The 16,410-nt window shown below is 73.0% G+C and carries 14 protein-coding genes; 5 read left to right on the forward strand and 9 right to left on the reverse strand.

Annotated elements, in window-relative coordinates; all coding sequences use genetic code 11:
* Nucleotides 1–2: 2 nt before the first annotated feature.
* The 4 genes from DSM112329_RS23260 to DSM112329_RS23275 are packed head-to-tail and all read right to left on the reverse strand — an operon-like array spanning nt 3 to nt 4,470.
* Nucleotides 3–1,460: an MlaD family protein gene (locus DSM112329_RS23260; protein WP_354698943.1), complete on the reverse strand. Its 1,458-nt coding sequence runs from the start codon at nt 1,458–1,460 to the stop codon at nt 3–5.
* On the reverse strand, nt 1,457–2,764 hold the full coding sequence (locus tag DSM112329_RS23265) for an MlaD family protein (protein ID WP_354698944.1): 1,308 nt from the start codon (nt 2,762–2,764) through the stop codon (nt 1,457–1,459). Before DSM112329_RS23265 ends, DSM112329_RS23260 begins: the two co-directional genes overlap by 4 nt.
* Nucleotides 2,765–2,767: 3 nt before the next feature.
* Nucleotides 2,768–3,604 (reverse strand): ABC transporter permease, encoded by an 837-nt coding sequence (locus DSM112329_RS23270; RefSeq protein ID WP_354698945.1) that lies wholly within the window; start codon nt 3,602–3,604, stop codon nt 2,768–2,770.
* Nucleotides 3,604–4,470 carry an ABC transporter permease gene (locus tag DSM112329_RS23275; protein ID WP_354698946.1) on the reverse strand — a complete coding sequence of 289 codons (867 nt, stop codon included), beginning with the start codon at nt 4,468–4,470 and terminating at the stop codon, nt 3,604–3,606. Before DSM112329_RS23275 ends, DSM112329_RS23270 begins: the two co-directional genes overlap by 1 nt.
* Nucleotides 4,471–4,621: 151 nt before the next feature.
* Here DSM112329_RS23275 and DSM112329_RS23280 point away from each other — a divergent pair, with 151 nt between their 5' ends.
* Nucleotides 4,622–5,548: a LuxR C-terminal-related transcriptional regulator gene (locus tag DSM112329_RS23280; protein ID WP_354698947.1), complete on the forward strand. Its 927-nt coding sequence runs from the start codon at nt 4,622–4,624 to the stop codon at nt 5,546–5,548.
* 13 nt (nt 5,549–5,561) lie between these two features.
* Here DSM112329_RS23280 and DSM112329_RS23285 read toward each other — a convergent pair whose 3' ends face one another.
* From DSM112329_RS23285 to DSM112329_RS23295, 3 genes are read right to left on the reverse strand one after another with little or no spacing between them, the layout of a single operon-like run.
* Nucleotides 5,562–6,530, reverse strand: a complete 969-nt coding sequence (locus DSM112329_RS23285) for a hypothetical protein (protein ID WP_354698948.1) — start codon at nt 6,528–6,530, stop codon at nt 5,562–5,564.
* Nucleotides 6,531–6,533: 3 nt separating this feature from the next.
* Nucleotides 6,534–7,646 (reverse strand): phosphotransferase family protein, encoded by a 1,113-nt coding sequence (locus tag DSM112329_RS23290; protein ID WP_354698949.1) that lies wholly within the window; start codon nt 7,644–7,646, stop codon nt 6,534–6,536.
* Between the two features lie 25 nt (nt 7,647–7,671).
* Nucleotides 7,672–8,724: a tyrosine protein kinase gene (locus tag DSM112329_RS23295; RefSeq protein ID WP_354698950.1), complete on the reverse strand. Its 1,053-nt coding sequence runs from the start codon at nt 8,722–8,724 to the stop codon at nt 7,672–7,674.
* An 82-nt stretch (nt 8,725–8,806) separates the two neighbouring features.
* Here DSM112329_RS23295 and DSM112329_RS23300 point away from each other — a divergent pair, with 82 nt between their 5' ends.
* Together DSM112329_RS23300 and DSM112329_RS23305 are read left to right on the forward strand one after the other, a co-directional pair.
* The gene (locus DSM112329_RS23300; protein ID WP_354698951.1) at nt 8,807–9,442 is read left to right on the forward strand and encodes a TetR/AcrR family transcriptional regulator; all 636 of its coding nucleotides are present in this window, start codon (nt 8,807–8,809) and stop codon (nt 9,440–9,442) included.
* 134 nt (nt 9,443–9,576) lie between these two features.
* Complete coding sequence (locus tag DSM112329_RS23305; protein ID WP_354698952.1) at nt 9,577–10,959, forward strand: cation diffusion facilitator family transporter; 1,383 nt, start codon at nt 9,577–9,579, stop codon at nt 10,957–10,959.
* A gap of 68 nt (nt 10,960–11,027) precedes the next feature.
* Here the strand turns inward: DSM112329_RS23305 and DSM112329_RS23310 are convergent, their stop codons facing one another.
* Nucleotides 11,028–12,182 (reverse strand): thiolase family protein, encoded by a 1,155-nt coding sequence (locus tag DSM112329_RS23310; RefSeq protein WP_354698953.1) that lies wholly within the window; start codon nt 12,180–12,182, stop codon nt 11,028–11,030.
* Nucleotides 12,182–13,015, reverse strand: coding sequence for an SDR family NAD(P)-dependent oxidoreductase (locus DSM112329_RS23315; RefSeq protein WP_354698954.1), 834 nt, complete (start codon nt 13,013–13,015; stop codon nt 12,182–12,184). The genes DSM112329_RS23310 and DSM112329_RS23315 overlap by 1 nt, the downstream gene beginning before the upstream one ends.
* A gap of 96 nt (nt 13,016–13,111) precedes the next feature.
* Between DSM112329_RS23315 and DSM112329_RS23320 the strand changes: the two genes are divergently transcribed.
* A complete protein-coding gene (locus tag DSM112329_RS23320) occupies nt 13,112–13,528 on the forward strand; it encodes a PaaI family thioesterase (RefSeq protein ID WP_354698955.1) in 417 nt (138 codons plus the stop codon).
* Nucleotides 13,529–13,603: 75 nt separating this feature from the next.
* A complete protein-coding gene (locus DSM112329_RS23325) occupies nt 13,604–16,402 on the forward strand; it encodes an AAA family ATPase (RefSeq protein ID WP_354698956.1) in 2,799 nt (932 codons plus the stop codon).
* Nucleotides 16,403–16,410: the final 8 nt, after the last annotated feature.

Genomic DNA, 16,410 nt, shown 5'->3' on the forward strand with positions numbered 1-16,410 from the left:
CGTCAGGGCCCCAGGAGGAAGTCGAGCAGGGACGCGGCGGCGGGCCTGCGGTCACCGGACGGGGACGGGGCCGGCGTGGACGGGCCCGAGCCCTTGGGACGCAGCAGGCCGTCCAGGACGTCGGTGACCGGGTCGACCACGCCGCCGACGACCTTCTTCAGGGCCTCCTTCGCCGTGGCCGGGCGGTCGCCGCCCGCGGGTGCGGGCGACCCCGGCTGCGCGGGGGACGCCGCCGCCGGTCCGTCGCCCGTCTTCGCACCCGTCCGCCGGGCGGGCTTCGTGGCCGCCGCGTCGGCCGGCTTGTTCAGCCTGTCCAGGACGCTCGTCAGCAGGTTCGGGCTGAACGTCGCCTCGCCGCGGAAGATGTGGCTCACGCCGTCCCGCAGCTGGATCGCCTGCGACCAGTTCTCGATCGTCCCGAGGAGGTTGTCGGCGCTGCGATCGAGCGTGTCGGACACCGGCGTCAGCGCCGTGGCGAGGCCGGCCAGCGAGCGGACCGTCGGCTCCGCGCGGCGGAGCGTCGGGGTCGCCCCGTCGGCGAGCGCGGTCAGCTCGGGCGCGACGTCGGTTGCGGTGTCCAGCGTCGGCCCGGCCGCCCGGCGGAACCCGTCGACCTCGGTGAGGGTCCGCCGCAGCGCGGGTGCCGCGCGCGTGATGTCGCGGGCGGCGGGGCCCAGCGGGACCGTGGTCCGCTCGAGCTCGGCCAGGAACCGCTGCAGGGTGGAGAGTGTCCCCGGCGCCTTCGCGAGCGTGGCACGGAGCTCGGCGCGCTTGGTCTCGACCGTCTTCGCGGTCTGCCCGAGGGTGTCGACCATGCGCACCAGGCCGTCCTGCTTGGCGGCGGTCTGCGCGATGAAGCGGTCGCTCGAGCTGATGAGCGCGGCGAGCGTGTCGTTGTCGCTGACGAGGCGGCCGAGGAAGACGTTGGCGTCGGCCAGCGTGCGCGGCACCTCCTTGACGAACCGGCTGATGTCCCACTTGCGGCCGAGGACCGAGGCGCCCGCCTCGTTGACGAGGAGCGACAGCCGCGTGCGGGTGTCGGCGTCGAGCGTGTTCAGGACCTGGTCGAGGTCGGTGGACGTCGAGACGCGCGACGCAGGGAACTCGTAGCCGTCGGGTGCGGGCGTCGACACGTCGCCGCCCGTGAACGAGATCTGCTTCTGGCCGAGGAAGTTCACCGCGGAGATCGCGACGCGGGCGTCGCGCGGGACGACGGTGCCCTCGTCGAGGACGATGTCGGCCAGGACCTTGTCCCCCTCGCCGAGCTCGAGCTGGACCTTGCCGACCTTGACGCCGCCGATCGACGCGGGCGAGCCGTCCTGCAGGCCGCCGGCGCTGTCCAGGCGGAGCTTCAGATGGGTCTTGCCGTCGTCGCCGCCACGCACCACGAGCAGGAGTGCCAGCGCGGCCACGGCGCCGACGACCCACGGGACGATCCGGGCGGTGCGGACGGAGATCATTTCCGGGTCTCCGAGTCCAGGAACGGGTTGACCTGGTCGGCGGTCACGCCGCAGTCGGGCTGGTACCACGGCTGGCCGGCGACACCGCCGGGCGGGCGGGGGAACCCGAACTCCATACCGGGGAACAGCTGCTTTGCGGTGCCGGAGTTGTAGGGCAGCGCGTTGAAGGACGCCGGCAGCGGGACGATGACGTTCGCGCGGATGAACTTGTCGCGGCCGTCCGTGTCCGACAGGAAATCGCCCCAATTGGTGAAGAACGACGCGATCTCCGGCGAGTAGGGGCGCAGGCACGTCAGCTCCGTGGAGGCCTGCTTCCCGATGTCGCCGAGCTGCGGCAGCTGAGCGGTGGCCTTGGTGAGCAGCGGGTTCAGGTCCGGGACCGCGCGGCGCGCGGTCGCGAGGGTGCTGCGCGCGTCGGGGCCGACCTTCACCACGGTGCCGAGGACGTGGTTCAGCGGGCTGGCGATGCGCTGCAGCTCGGTTGCGCCGGGGGCCAGGCGATCGGTCAGCGCAGCCGCTGCGTCGAGCGTGCCGTCGGCCTTGGCGAGCGTCGTCCTGGCGTGCGCGAACGTCCCGGGTGCGGCATCGAGCGTCGCCTTGAGCTCGCCCTGCCGCGCGGCCACCGCGTCGAAGGTCCGGGCGGCGCCGGTGAGCAGCGTGCGCAGACCGGGGTCGGCGGTCTGGACGGCGTTCACGACGGTGTCGGCCTGGCGCAGCAGCGTGTCGAGGGCGCGCTGGTCGGCGGTGAGGTCGACCATGACGTGGCTCGCCTCGTCCAGCGCCGCGGGGGTGACGCCGAGCGCCCGCGTCAGGCCCGGGCGGGCCTGCTTGAGCGTGGCGCCGGCGTTGTCGATCATCCCGCGCAGGTCGGTGCGCACCCGCGGCGTGAAGGTCTGCAGGAAGGTGTCGAGCTCGACCGGAGTCGTGAAGTCGGCGGTCGGCAGCGCGGCCCCGTCGGCGATCGGTGGCGCGCCGCGACGGCCGAGCTTCAGGTCGATGTAGCGGTCGTCGTAGTTCGCCGTCCCCGCCCAGCGCAGCTGCATCCGCGTCCCGGTGGGCAGCGGCCAGACGCTGTCGTCGAGCCGCAGCCCGAGCCGGACCTTGCGCCCGCGCTCGACGGGATCGATGGAGCTGATCTCCCCCACGGTCACCCCACCGGCGCGGATGCGCTGGCCGACGACGGTGTTGGCCGCGTCGCCGACGGTGACGTGCAGGTCATGGCGCCCGTCGTCGTCGCCGCTGACGACGAGCAGCAGGACGACGGCGGCCACCGCGACGAGCACCGAGGTGAGGAGGCCGCGCACCGGTCAGCCGCCGATCGGGAGCTTGGTGTTGCCGCCGTAGAAGAGGATCGCGAAGAACGCGGCGACGACGTGCAGGATCACGACGTTGACGAGGATGCCCTTGGCCACAGAGCTGCCGACCGCCGCCGGGCCACCCGTGGTGCGCAGCCCGAAGAACATCGCGGTGGCGGCCGTCGTGATCGCCATCACCGTGATGGTGATGAGCACGTAGAGCTGGTCGTTCAGCGTCTGCACGGCCCAGTTGAGGTTCAGCAGCGTGTCGCCGGACAGGCCGTGGACGACCGTGACGACGATGATGTAGACGCCGATGATCTGGCCGATCAGCGCGATGGCGCAGGCGATCGGGACGAAGATGATCACCGCGACCATGCGCGTGCCGACGATGTAGCGCATCGTGTCGACGCCGGTGGACTCCAGCGCGTCGATCTCCTGCTGGATCTTCATCGCACCGATCTCGGCGGTGATGCCGCAGCAGATCTTCGAGCAGAAGACGTAGCCGAACATCGTGGTCGCGGTCTGCCGCGGCCCGATCAGCCCGCTGACGAGCCCCATGAAGTCGCCGGCGCCGAGCGCGCGGAGCAGGAAGAAGCCGAAGTTGCCGATCGACATCCCCTGGAAGATGTTCATCACCAGCATCAGCAGCAGCGTCCCGCGGACCATGCCCGCGGCCTGGCGCAGCGCCTCGGAGAAGTAGCGCCCGGTCCCGGCCGTGCCGACGAGCGAGCGCCCGAGGAACTCGGCCCACTCACCGGTGCCGTGCAGAGCGCCGGCGACCCGACCCAGCTTCCGGGGTCGCGGCGGCAGGACCGGGGTCGTGTCCCGTGCGTCCTGGACCGCCATCAGCCGCGGAACTGCCCGGTCTCGGGGAACAGCGTCAGGTAACCGAGGTTGAAGACGCTGTTGAAGAGCCAGATCCCGAAGAACGTGATGACGACGGTCTGGTTGACCGCCCGGCCCACGCCCTCGGCGCCGGCCTTGCACGTCAGGCCCTTGTGGCAGGCGACGACGCCGACGAAGAACCCGAGGATCGTGTTCTTGACCAGCGTCGGGAAGATGAGGTCCAGCGGGATGATGTTCGCCTTCAGCGAATGCGCCCAGACCCCGTTGGAGAAGCCCAGGGTCGTCGGTGCGAGCAGGAAGTTGATGAGGACGACGACCGCAAGGCTGAAGATCACGAGCAGCGGCATCGCGACGGTCGTGGCGACGATCCGGGGGACGACGAGCGTGTCCACCTTCTTCACGCCGAGCACGTCCAGCGCGTCGAGCTCCTCGCGGATCTTGCGCGCGCCGAGGTCGGCGGTGATCGCGCTGCCGACGATGCCCGCGAAGACCATGCCCGTGATCCAGGTCGCGATCTCCCGCGACCAGATGAGGAAGATCGCGCCGGACTCGCGCTCGACGACGCCGAGCGTGGCGAGGATCGCGCCGAACAGGATGATCCCGTAGCCGATCAGGTACACGCCGTGTGAGACCACGAGCGGCAGGACGCAGCGCTGGAACGCGCTCGACACCTCGACGACCGCATCGCGGTACCACCGGTACGGCGGCTTGACGGCCAGGCGCGCGGTCTTGACGGCGAGCGCACCCATGTCGCCCGCCGACTGCAGCCGCTCATAGAGGGTCGCGTCGGTGAGCCGCCACACCGGAGCGGGGGGCGGTCCAACCGCCTTGGCCGCCCGGACGGGCGGCTGAGCCTTGACTCCCACGGCAGCGACGCTAGCCGCGAAGCGCACCCCCGGACCAGCCCCCGTACGGGGGTGACGGCACCCCCAACGGCAGGTTTGCACACGCTGTCCGAGCCAACGGGTGCAAGTGCGGTACGTTCGTCCCGCCCCGGCTCCCTCAGGAGGTTCCGCGATGACCATGACCGACCCCGACGGACGCGGCGAGCACCGCTCGCTGGCCGACGACGACCGCGTGCTCGAGCACGTCGAGCGGCTCGAGCGGCTGCCGGTCATCCACCGTCGCCTGCGGGCGTGCACCGGCGTCGCCGCGATGCTCGCGGAGGCTGCCGAGCTGACGCGCAGCGAGTGCGGGTTCACCCGTGCGCTCGTGCTGACGGTGTCCGCCGGCCGCCTGACCGCGGCCGGGACCCACGCGCTCGCCGATCCGGCGAGCGACCGGCTGCGGCGGCGGGCCCAGGCGAACCCGGTCGCGCTCGTCGCGGGAACGGTGGAGAGCGACGTCGTGCGCGGCGTCGCACGGCGCCGGCGGCGCCCCGGGGCGGCCACCCCGACCAGCCTGCTGGCCGAGGCGCTCGGCCTCGAACACCCGGCGTACGGCGCCGTCGCGCCGGAGTCGCAGGCGCTGGCGCTGCTGGTCGTCGACCGCCCCGGCCGGCCGATCGACGCGCTCGACCGCGCGATGGTCACGAGCGTCGCCTCGACGGTCGGCATCACGCTCGAGCACCTGATCCTGCACGCACGCATGTCCGAGGTCTCGATGGAGCTGCGCAACCTGACCTCGTCGGCGCAGGCGCTGATGACCGAGGTCCTCCACGCGCCCCTGACGATTCCCACCGAGCGCCGCGACCGGGCCGCGTTCCCGCGTGCCGACCTGGCGTCGATGCCGGCTCGCGGCAGCGTCCGCGAGATCCTGACCGACCGCGAGATCCAGATCGCGGCGTTCCTGGTCGAAGGTCGATCCAACCGGGAGATCGCCGCCGACCTGATGCTGTCCCCCGAGACCGTGAAGGACTGCGTCGTCCGGATCCGCCGCAAGCTGCAGGCGGGCAACAGAGTCGAGGCGGCCGCGCGGTACCTGCAGCTGACGCAGGCGGGCTGAGCGCCGTCGGCGGTCAGCGGTGGCTGAAGCCCTCCGTCGTGTTGGCCAGGAGCGCCACCGTCACGGGTCCCGTCCCGGCCCGCGGGTTCGACGTCACCTCGAGGTCGCAGAACCCGACGCGGCCGTCGCGCTCGACCTCGCAGATCGCGTCGATGCAGCTGACGCCGTGGTGCTCGGAGAGCGTGCCGTGGATCGGCCGTGCCTCGACCGCGAACGTCTGCCCGTCCGGGAACGTCCAGGTCGCGTGGCCCGCGCGGTAGGAGACGCCGTCGGCCTCCATCGTGACGGTGATGTCGATCGCGTCCGCGTGGATCACCTCGCCGTCGCGGACCACGTAGCCGAACTGCCCGAGCGACCCGTCGACCGCGTGCCAGGAGATGCACCCGAACGACAGCTCGGGGCCGAACGTCCCCGGCATCCAGCGGTGGTTCAGCAGCGTGTCCCACTTGCGGATCCCCCAGCTGCGGTCGCGGTGGCAGAGGCCGTCCTCGATCTCGTAGCGCTGCCCGTCGAGCTCGACGGTGCCGGTGACGCGCCCGGACGTCTCGAAGTGCGAGGACGCGAAGTCGTCGACCAGCGAGCCGGCGTTCTTCGGGAAGAAGTCCGTCCGCGGGTAGAAGTCCTCGACCTCCAGGTCGATGCGGCAGCCGTCGTCCTCGACGCGGTACCGCAGCCGGTCGCCGGCGTGGGTCAGGCAGTGGCGTCCGTCGAAGGCGCCGAAGCCGTCGTCGCGGCGGTCGGCGTCGGTCAGCGGCGTCGCGACGTTGCGGCGGAAGCGGCGCCCGTCCTTCGCGACGACGCCGGACCACAGCGCCACCAGGCCGTCGCGGTGGTTCGGCTCATGGCCGATCCGCGTCAGACCGCCGATGCCGGCGGCCGGCGAGTACCACGTGAGGAACGCGCTGTCCTGCCACCACTCGTCCGGCTCGGGCGCCTGACGCAGCTCGGACCCGGCGCCGTGCTGGATCGTCGTCGCGCCCACGGGTCAGCGGTTCCCGATGAAGCTCTGCGCGTCACCGGTCGGCGACTCGACGCCGATCAGCTTGGCCAGCAGCTGACTCGCGGGGTTGTTGAGCTTCATCGGCGCGTCCGGGGGCAGCATCCCGAGCTCGATCATCAGGTTGCCCGCGCGGTGCATGAGCGCCGAGAGCCGCACCGCGGCCCACGTCTCGTAGAAGTCGACGTCGAGCGCGGGACGGCCGCTGAAGCGCTCGTACGTGGCGATCGCCTCCTCGCGCGTCAGGAAGCCGGGCGGCAGCGGAGCGCCGATCCCCTCGGTGTGGTGCCGCAGCAGGAACAGCCACCAGCCGAGCTCGACCTCGGGCGGCCCGAGGCAGACCATCTCCCAGTCGAGGACCGCGGTCACGCGCAGGTCCGGCGCGAACATCATGTTGCCCACGCGCGCATCGCCCCAGTTCAGGACGGTGTCGCTGAAGGTCGACGGGCGGTGCTCGGCGATCCAGCGGAAGCCAGCCTCGACGGCCGGGTTCGCATCCCCGGCGCGGCCCCAGTCGAAGATGCGCTGCCAGAGGTCGACGTCGGCGTCGAACGGATGCACGCCGTCCGCCGGGACGAGGAAGTCCAGGCCGAGCGCCTGCCAGTCCGCCCGGTGGATGTCCGCCAGGACACCCAGCGAGTTCTCGCAGAGGGCGCGCTGCTGGGCCGCGTCCAGCTCGAGGACCCAGCCGGCAGCGGTGAACGGCGGGTCGTCGCTCGGGATGTCGCCGAAGGCACGCTCCATCACCAGGAACTGCGCGCCGAGGACGGACGGGTCCTCCTCGACCCAGCGGGCGCGCGGGACCGGGACGCTCGTGCGCTCCGCCAGCGCCTGCATCACGCGGAACTCCTTGACGAGGTCGTAGTCCATGAAGACCGCCGGCCCCTCCGGCGCGACGCGGGCGACGAGCTGCTCGGACGTGGCCTCTCCGGACGACGTCGTCCACGACGCGTCGAACAGGATCGTGAGGTTCGACATGCCGCTGGCCTGCGGGACCTCGAGGTTGTCGATGCCGACGTCGGTCGCCTCGGGCAGCTGCCGCCGCAGCCAGGCCTCGAGGTCGTCCTTGATGTCCTGCGGGTCCTTGTTGGACAACGCCATGGTCTCTCTCCTCTGGTCTCTCGGGTCAGGCGCCCGCGGTTGCCCGCGCGCGATGCTTCATGGCCTGCTGGTAGGTGTCGAACCACAACTCCTGGTAGGTCGCATGGGCGACACGCCCCTGCTCGTCCTCCCAGCGGTAGACGCTGTCGTGGAACGACGTGTTCGGCCACGCCGGCAGCGACGCCGCGGCGACCGCCTCGCCGGTGAAGCGGTAGATCCGGCCGGTGTCGTCCTCGGCCTCGACCTCCTGCCGCATGGGCAGGTAGATGTCCGGGTGGTACTCGAGGACGTTGCGGCGGACACGGACGATCTCCCGCGTCTCGCCGTCGACGACGACCCACGCGTAGTGGTGCGACGGCCGGTCGCCCACCTCGAAGAGGCCCTTCCAGGCGGGGTCGGTGTCCAGCGGCTCGAAGCTGATCTGGTTGAAGATGAGGTCCTCGCCGAAGTACATCGGCGACCAGCCGACCGGCGGGACGGGGACCGCGCCGTGCTTCTCGACGCGGACCTGGCGCCACGAGCGGTCGCGCGGCGCGTGGCAGTCGATCGCGTACTCCTCGCCGCGCAACTTGAGCGTCCCGACGCAGTGCATGAACTGCTCGCTGCCGCCGGTGTCCTTGGCGGGGTCGTGGTGCTGCTCCTCGCCGGGCATCACGTGGCCACGGGCGAGCAGCGGGGTGACCGCGGTCTGCGTCACGTCGATCTCGCACGCGCCGTCACCGGACGCGTAGGTGATCCGCGCGACCCGTCCGAGCTCGAGGAACTCGATCCGCAGGCCGTTGGCGGTGGTGATGGTGTTCGTGCTGGTGTCCACCTCCGGCCACGGCATCGTCATCTCGTAGTCGACGAACGCCATGTCCTGGATCTCGACGTTGTCGGTCCCCTGGAAGACGCAGACCCCGCCCTGGCTGAGCGGGAAGAACGGCTGGTAGCGGACGTAGAGGAACGCCCCGATCTGCGCCTCCGGGATCGAGAACCCGAAGTAGTGCGTGTGGATCGTGTGCGGGTCCCACTGCTCGCCGTCAGCCGGCTGCGGCAGGACGAGGTCGGTCTCCGGCGGGTGCGTGTTCATGGCCATCGTGGGGTGAGCATAACCAGATAGTGAAAGAACTTTCAACTTTGGCTATCCGTTCGTCTTTGGGTGTGCCAGCATGGTCGCCGTGGCCGACACGCAGAACCAGGGCGCCCCCACCCGAACCGACCGCCGCCGCGAGCGGACGCGGGCGAAGCTGACCGGGGCGACGCGCGAGCTGATCACCGAGAAGGGCGTCGCCGGACTGCGGATCAGCGAGATCACCGACCGCGCGGACGTGGCGCTCGGGTCCTTCTACAACTACTTCGACTCGAAGGAGGACATCGTCGACGCCGTCGTCGAGGAGTCCCTCCGCGAGCTGGCCGAGGCCGTGGCCCATCCCGCGACCGCCGACCAGGACCCGGCCGAGCTCGTCAGCTCCGCCATCCGCCGCTTCGTCCACCTCGCCTACGAGGACCCGACGTTCGCGCGGCTCGTCGTCTACCTCAACCACGCCGACTCGTTGTTCGCCGTGGCGGTCCACCCAGCTGCTCGCGGCGCGGTCGAGGCCGGGATCGCGTCCGGCCGCTTCCGGGATGACGACGTGGACGTCGTCGTGACCGGCATCGTCGGCGGGGCGCTCGCGCTCATGCGCGGCATCGTCGACGACCGGGTCGGGCCGGGGGCGCAGGACAAGTACGCCGAGGTCGCGCTGCGCGCGCTCGGCGTCCCGCTCGACGAGGCGGCCGGCATCGCGTCCCGGCCGCTCCCCGTAGCCCCTTAGGACGCCGAGACCCGGTGAGCATCGGACCGGGTGACGAAAACCGGGTCTCACCGGTGGAGGGAACTGAGGCACGGCCGTGGACCGGATGAGGGATGCCACATCGGCGCGGGCCGCCCGCGTCCTACCATCCAGCGGTGAGCACGGCGCTGCCCGAGGCGGGAAGAGGACAGCAGCGGACCGCCCTGGTGTCGATCGGCGCGGCGATCGTGCTGGTCGTGCTGAAGCTCGGCACCGGCATCGCCACCGGCTCGCTCGGCCTGATCTCGGCCGGGATCGAGTCCAGCGGGGACGTCTTCGCCGCACTGCTGACGTTCCTCGCCGTGCGGCTCGGCGGGCGGCCGGCCGACGACGACCATCCCTTCGGCCACCGCCGGGCGGAGAACCTCGCCGCGCTCGGGGAGGCCGCCATCCTGCTGGGCGGCGGCATCTTCATCACGATCGCCGCGCTCGGCCAGCTCGCCGAGGGCTCGAGCCACCTGGACGCCCGCTGGTACGTGTTCGCGGTGATCGGCGTCGCGATCTGCATCGACGTGAGCCGCATCGCGGTGTCGCTGCGGACGGCGCGCAAGTACTCGTCGGCCGCGCTGCAGTCGAACGCGATGCACTTCGGCGCGGACCTCGCCGGCTCGATCGCGGTGCTGGGCGGTCTCGTCCTCGTGGCGGCCGGCCTCGACGCCGGGGACGCGATCGCCGCGCTCTTCGTCGCCGGGGTCATCTTCGCGGCGGCGTTCCGGCTGATCTACGTCAACGCCCGCGTGCTGATGGACACCACACCGCAGGAGGCCTACGAGCGCGCGCTCCGGGCCGTCGCCGCATCTGCCCCGGGTGCGGACGTGCAGCGCCTGCGCGTGCGCGAGTCCGGCGGGCGCTACTTCGCCGACGTCGTGGTGGGGGTCCCGCCGGCGCAGCCCGTCCTCGAGAGCCACCAGACCGCGGACGCGATCGAAGAGGCGGTCCACGCCGCCCTGCCGTTCAGCGACGTCGTCGTCCACATCGAGCCGGGCGGGCACGACCTCTCGTTGCGCGAGCAGATCCTCGGCGTCGCGCTCGCGGCGCGCGACGTGCGCGAGGTGCATGACGTCAACGTCTTCGAGCGCAGCGACGGGGCGATCGTGACCCTGCACGTGAAGTTCGACCCGGCGCTCCCGCTGATCGACGCGCACCGCACCGCCGACGAGATCGAGTCCGGCCTACGCCGGCTGCCGGGGATCCGCGAGGCGCGGACCCACCTGGAGCCGATCGAGCCTGCGACCCGCACGGCGCGGGACAGCGACGGCGCGCACGACTGCCATCGCGCCGTGGCGGCGCTCGTGCTGCGGATGTCGGGGCGGACCGCCCGGGATCTGAGCGTGCTGGAGACGCAGTCGGGCCTGGTGGTCCTGCTCACCGCGGTGGTCGACCCCGACCTCGGACTGGCCGCCGCGCACGACGCGGCCGGCAGTCTGGAGGCGGCGATCCGCCGCGAGGTCACCGGGCTCGCGCAGGTGATCGTGCACACCGAGCCGCTGGCCCACTGAAGCCACCGCGTAGCCCACACCGTGCGCGGGGCGTCCCGGTCAGGCCGGGACGCCCCGCGCCACGTCCGTCAGAGGGCTTCGATGATCGTGGCGTTCGCCATGCCGCCGCCCTCGCACATCGTCTGCAGGCCGTAGCGGCCGCCGGCGTCGCGGAGCTGGTGGATCAGCGTCGTCATGATCCGCGCGCCGGAGCCGCCGATCGGGTGCCCGAGCGCGATCGCGCCGCCGTTCGGGTTCAGCTTCGCCCGGTCCACCCCGGTCTCCTTCAGCCACGCGAGAGCCACCGACGCGAACGCCTCGTTGACCTCGAAGACGTCGATGTCCCCGATGCTCAGGCCCGCCCGCTGAAGCACCTTCGCGGTCGCCGGGATCGGGGCCGTGAGCATGATGACCGGGTCCTCGGCGACCACCGCGACGCTGTGTACCCGCGCGATCGGGGTCAGGCCGAGCTCCGCCGCCTTCGCGCTCGTCGTCATCAGCAGCGCGCCGCCGCCGTCGCTGATCTGGGAGGCGTTGCCGGCGGTGACCGTCCCGCCCTCCTTGAACGCCGAGCGGATCTTCGCGAGCCCCTCGATCGTCCCGCCGCGACGCACGCCCTCGTCGGTGTCGACCACCGTCCCGTCGCCGCTGGTCACCGGCGCGATCTGCGCGGTGAACCGGCCGGCGTCGATGGCGTCGGCCGCCCGGGCGTGGGAGGACAGCGCGAACTCGTCGAGCTCCGTGCGGGAGAGGCCCCAGCGCTCGGCGATCAGCTCGGCACCGACGCCCTGGTTCGGTGCGACGCCGTCGTAGCGGGCGAGCAGGGCGGGGCCGTACGGCTCGCCGCCCTCGGCGGAGGCGCCCATCGGCACCCGCGACATCGACTCCATTCCGCCGGCGACGGCGACGTCGTAGTGCCCCGCCACCAGGCCTGCCGCCGCGAAGTGGACGGCCTGCTGCGAGGAGCCGCACTGGCGGTCGATCGAGACGCCGGGGATCGACTCCGGCCAGCCGGCGGCGAGGACCGCGCTGCGGGCGACGTTGAACGACTGGTCCCCGACCTGCGCGCCGACGCCCCAGATGACGTCCTCGACCTGGGCCGGGTCGATGCCGGTCCGCTCGGCGAGCGCGCGCAGCAGATGCGCGCCGAGGTCGACCGGGTGCACCGTCGAGAGCCCGCCTGCCCGCCGCCCCACCGGGGTGCGGACGGCCTCGACGATGACCGCATCGCGCGCGGCCGCCATCAGGACGCCATCCCCAGCGAGAGCCCGCCGCTGACGTTCAGCACCTGGCCGTGGACGTAGTCGCTGCCCGGTGAGCAGAGGAAGTAGACGCCGCGCGCGGCCTCCTCGGCGGACGCAGCGCGCCCGAGCGGGATCGCCATCCCGAAGCCCTGCCGCACGACCTCCGGGACGCCGAGCGTGATCTTCTCGCCGGAGGACCCGGCCTCGACCTCGCCGACCGTCCCGACCGGCGCCGTCAGCCGCGTCTCGATGACGCCGAACGCCACGCAGTTCACGTTGACCTTGAAGCCGCCCCACTCCTTCGCGGTCGCCCGGGTCAGGCCGACGATCGCGCCCTTGCCGGACGCGTAGGCCACCTGCCCGGCGTTCCCCATCACTCCCGCCAGCGAGGTGACGTTCACGACCTTGCGGAAGACCTCCTCGCCGGCCTTCTTCTCCGCCTTGGCCGGCTCACGCAGATGCGGGGCCGCCGCGCGCAGCACGCGGAACGGGACGACCGTGTGGATGTCGAGCATCGCCTGGTACTGCTCGTCCGTGACCTTGTGCAGCGGGCCGTCCCAGGCGTAGCCGGCGTTGTTCACGACGATGTCGAGCCGGCCGAACGTGTCGACCGCCGTGGCCACGAGGTCGTCGCAGACCCCCGCGCCGGTCAGGTCCCCCACGTGCGCCGCCCCGGGCGTGGCGAGTGCACCGACGACGGCCTCGGCCTCGGCCCCGTCGCGATCGGACACGACGACGTGCGCACCCGCGTCCGCCAGTTTGCGTGCGACCTGCTCGCCGATTCCGCGACCGGCTCCAGTGACGATCGCGACCTTGCCGTCCAGCTCACCCATTGCTGCCTCCTCATCATTTCCGGACACTCTGTCCGGGCATCCTAGCCGCACACGACGTCCGGCACGAATCAGCGGGTCCGTTGTATGATGCAACGCATGACGCCGCTTCCTGATCCGTCGCTCGCCGCCGCGAGCCCGTTCGTCCGTCATGCCGGCCTGGAGGTGCTGACGGCCACCGCGGAGGAGGTCACCGGCCGGATCGACGCCGGCACCGACCACCACACGCCCTGGGGCGTCGTGCACGGTGGGCTCTACTCCACCGCGGTGGAGTCAGCGTGCTCGATCGGCGCGTCGGTCGCCGTGAACGACCAGGGGATGTTCGCGGTCGGCCTGTCCAACCACACCGACTTCGTCCGCGCCCATCGCGCCGGGCCGCTCGACGTCCGTGCCTGGCCGGTGCACCAGGGGCGCACCGGCCAGCTGTGGCAGTGCGACGTGACCCGTGCCGACGGCAAGCTCGTCGCGCAGGGACGCGTGCGCCTACAGAACGTCCCGCTCGCCGCAGACGGCTGAGCGCGCACACTGGCCGGGACGGCGGCGGGCCGCCGGCTCCCACAGGGCTGAACCGGGCGAGCGTCCGATGTACGGTTGCCCATCTTCCTCGAGCGCGACAGCGAGCTGGCGTTGCTGGACCACCTCCTGGAGCTCGCCGTCCAGGGCACGGGTGCGCTCGCCCTGATCGAGGGGCCGGCGGGGATCGGCAAGTCCCGCCTGATCGAGGCGACGGCGCGTCGGGCGGCCGGCTCGGGGCTGCGCGTCCTCCGAGCCCGCGGGGCCGAGCTCGAGCGCGAGCTCGGCTTCGGCGTCGCCCGTCAGCTGCTGCGACCGGCGCTCCTCGACACAGACCACACCCGCGGGACCCCCGGCCACGGTCCCGGCGCCGGCGTCCGGGCGGTCCTGGACCCCGTGCCAGGGGCGGCAAGCGACCAGGCGGCGGCCGTCGACGCGCTCTACTGGGCCGTGCACGACCTCGCCCGCGACGCGCCAGGAACCCTGCTCGTGGTCGACGACGCGCAATGGGTGGACGCCCCCACGCTCCGCCTGCTGGTCCGGCTCGCCGTCGGCCTCGACGACCTTGGCGCCGCGCTCGTCGTGGCGGTCCGCAGCGGCGAACCGGACCCCGACGGGCTGATCACGCGGCTCGGCGCCCATCCCGGCGCGCGCCTCGTGAGCCCCGCGACCCTCACCGACGACGCCGTCGCGACCCTCGTGCGGTCGGCGCTGGGCGACCGCACGGCACCCGAGCTGTGCCGCGCGTGCGCGGTGGCCACCGGCGGCAACCCGTTCCTCGTCAGCGAGCTCACGGCCTCCTTGAAGGCCGAGGGCGTGCCGCCGACCGCAGACGCGGTCGCGGCCCTGGCCGGGATGGTGCCCGCGGCCGTGGTGCGGTCGGTCCGCGTGCGCCTCGCGCGGCTGCCCGCGGCCGCCCGCGCCCTCGCCGAGACCGCCACCGTCCTGGGCCCCGACGCCCCGCTGCGCCACGCGGCGACGGTCGCCGGGATCGACGCGGCCGCAGCAGGCGTCGCGGCGGACGCCCTCGTCGGCGCCGGCATCCTGCGCAGCGCGGACCCGGTGCTCTTCCACCACCCGCTCATCGCCGACGCGATCGCTGCCGCGCTCTCCGAGATGGCGAGGGGCCGCAGCCATCGTCGTGCGGCCGAGGCGCTCGCCGCCGAGGGCGCCCGTCCCGAGCGCATCGCCGCGCACCTGCGCCGCACCCCGCCCGGCGCCGACCCCTGGGTCGTGGACACCCTTCGCGGTGCGGCAGCGGACGCGCTCTCCCGCGGGGAGGCACGGAGCGCGGCCGGGCTGCTTGCGCGGGCGCTCGACGAGCCACCTCTCCCGGAGCTGCGTCCAGGCCTGCTCCGCGACCTCGCCCGGGCCGAGGCCGCCGCCGGCAGCCCGGCCGCGCTCGAGCGACTCGCCTTGGCCCACGGCGACGACGAGGACGTCCACGAGCACGCCCGGACGCTGCAGGCGATGTCCCGCCTGCTCTTCTCCCGCGGCGAGGTCGCCGCCGCCGTCGATGCCGCCGAGCGTGGCCGCTCCGCCCTCGCCCCGGACGACCAGCTGGCGGGCCGGATCCTCGCGAGCCAGATCGCCAGCATGTTCTTCCTGCCGGGGGCCTGGGAGCAGACGCATCGCCTCGCCGCCGAGCTCGAGTCCGGGCTCGACGCGGGCCTGTGGCGGCCGGAGCCGCTTCTGCTCGCCCAGCTCTCGACCCTCCGGGGCGTCTGGCTCGCCGAGGGTCCCGCGCGCGTGCGCCCGCTCGCCGAGCGGATGCTGTCCGCCGTCCCGGACGTGCGCGAGGTCTGGCAGGGCGACCCGAGCCTCGCGGCCGCACTGGTCTTCGTCGGCGAGCACGTCCTGGCCGACCGCGTCCTCGTCCGGATGGCGCAGCACGCCCACCGGACCGGGTCGCCGATCTACGCGAACATGACGGCCCAGTGGCGCGGGACCCTGCGGCTGCAGCAGGGCTGGGTCGCAGACGCCGCGCAGGACGCCCAGCGCGTGATCGACGCGGCGCCGCTGGGCTGGACCTCGGAGACCGGGTGGAGCGCGACCGTGCTCGCGCTCGCGCGCCTGGAGCTCGAGGACCTCGCCGGGGCGCACGAAGCGGTCGCCATCGGCATGCGGGGCGACCATGGCCTACTGCCCCACGGGTTCGTCCTCCACGCCGCGGGCGCGGTGGCGCTCGCAGCCGGCGACGCGGCGACCGCCGTGCGGCACTTCACCGGCGCCGGCACCCACCTGCGCGGTCGGTTCGCGCTCGAGAACCCGGCCGTCGTGCCCTGGCAGGCCGGTGTCGCCGCCGCGCTGCGGGCGCTCGGGGACCCTGCGGCGGCGACCGCGGCGGGCGAGCACCTCGCCGCCGCGCGGGCGACCGCGGTGCCGTACGCGGTCGGCCTGGCCCTGCGGGTCGCGGCGGACTGCGCGGACGACCCCGACGAGCGCCTCGCCACCCTCCAGGAGGCGATCGACCTCCTGGGCCCGTCCGGCGCGCAGCTGGAGCACGCCCGCGCGTTGTGCGACGTCGGGACGACCCTCCGTCATGCGCGCGAGGTCGGAGCCGCCCGTGAGGCGCTGACCAGCGCCCTCGGCCTGGCCGAGCGGCTGGGCGCGACCGCGACCGCCCGGCGCTCCCGGCGCGAGCTCCAGCTGACCGGGCTGCGCGCCGCCCGACGCGGCGCCGGGGAACAGGCCACGGCGCTGACCCCGGCCGAGCGCCGCGTGGCCGAGCTGGCCGCGCTGGACCACAGCAACGCGCAGATCGCGCGGATGCTGTTCGTCACCCAGCGCACGGTCGAGTCGCACCTCACGCAGACCTACCGCAAGCTGGGGATCCGGTCGCGCGTCGGCCTGGCCCGTGCGCTCACGGACACCTGACTCGCCGG

The sequence above is a fragment of the Paraconexibacter sp. AEG42_29 genome (genome assembly GCF_040581415.1).
Classification (GTDB): Bacteria; Actinomycetota; Thermoleophilia; order Solirubrobacterales; family Solirubrobacteraceae; genus Paraconexibacter.

Coding starts and splice junctions, on each gene's coding strand:
- DSM112329_RS23270 (WP_354698945.1), bottom strand. CDS start 3,604: ATGGCGGTCCAGGACGCACGGGACACGACCCCGGTCCTGCCGCCGCGA.
- DSM112329_RS23280 (WP_354698947.1), top strand. CDS start 4,622: ATGACCATGACCGACCCCGACGGACGCGGCGAGCACCGCTCGCTGGCC.
- DSM112329_RS23320 (WP_354698955.1), top strand. CDS start 13,112: ATGACGCCGCTTCCTGATCCGTCGCTCGCCGCCGCGAGCCCGTTCGTC.
- DSM112329_RS23315 (WP_354698954.1), bottom strand. CDS start 13,015: ATGGGTGAGCTGGACGGCAAGGTCGCGATCGTCACTGGAGCCGGTCGC.
- DSM112329_RS23310 (WP_354698953.1), bottom strand. CDS start 12,182: ATGGCGGCCGCGCGCGATGCGGTCATCGTCGAGGCCGTCCGCACCCCG.
- DSM112329_RS23260 (WP_354698943.1), bottom strand. CDS start 1,460: ATGATCTCCGTCCGCACCGCCCGGATCGTCCCGTGGGTCGTCGGCGCC.
- DSM112329_RS23290 (WP_354698949.1), bottom strand. CDS start 7,646: ATGGCGTTGTCCAACAAGGACCCGCAGGACATCAAGGACGACCTCGAG.
- DSM112329_RS23295 (WP_354698950.1), bottom strand. CDS start 8,724: ATGGCCATGAACACGCACCCGCCGGAGACCGACCTCGTCCTGCCGCAG.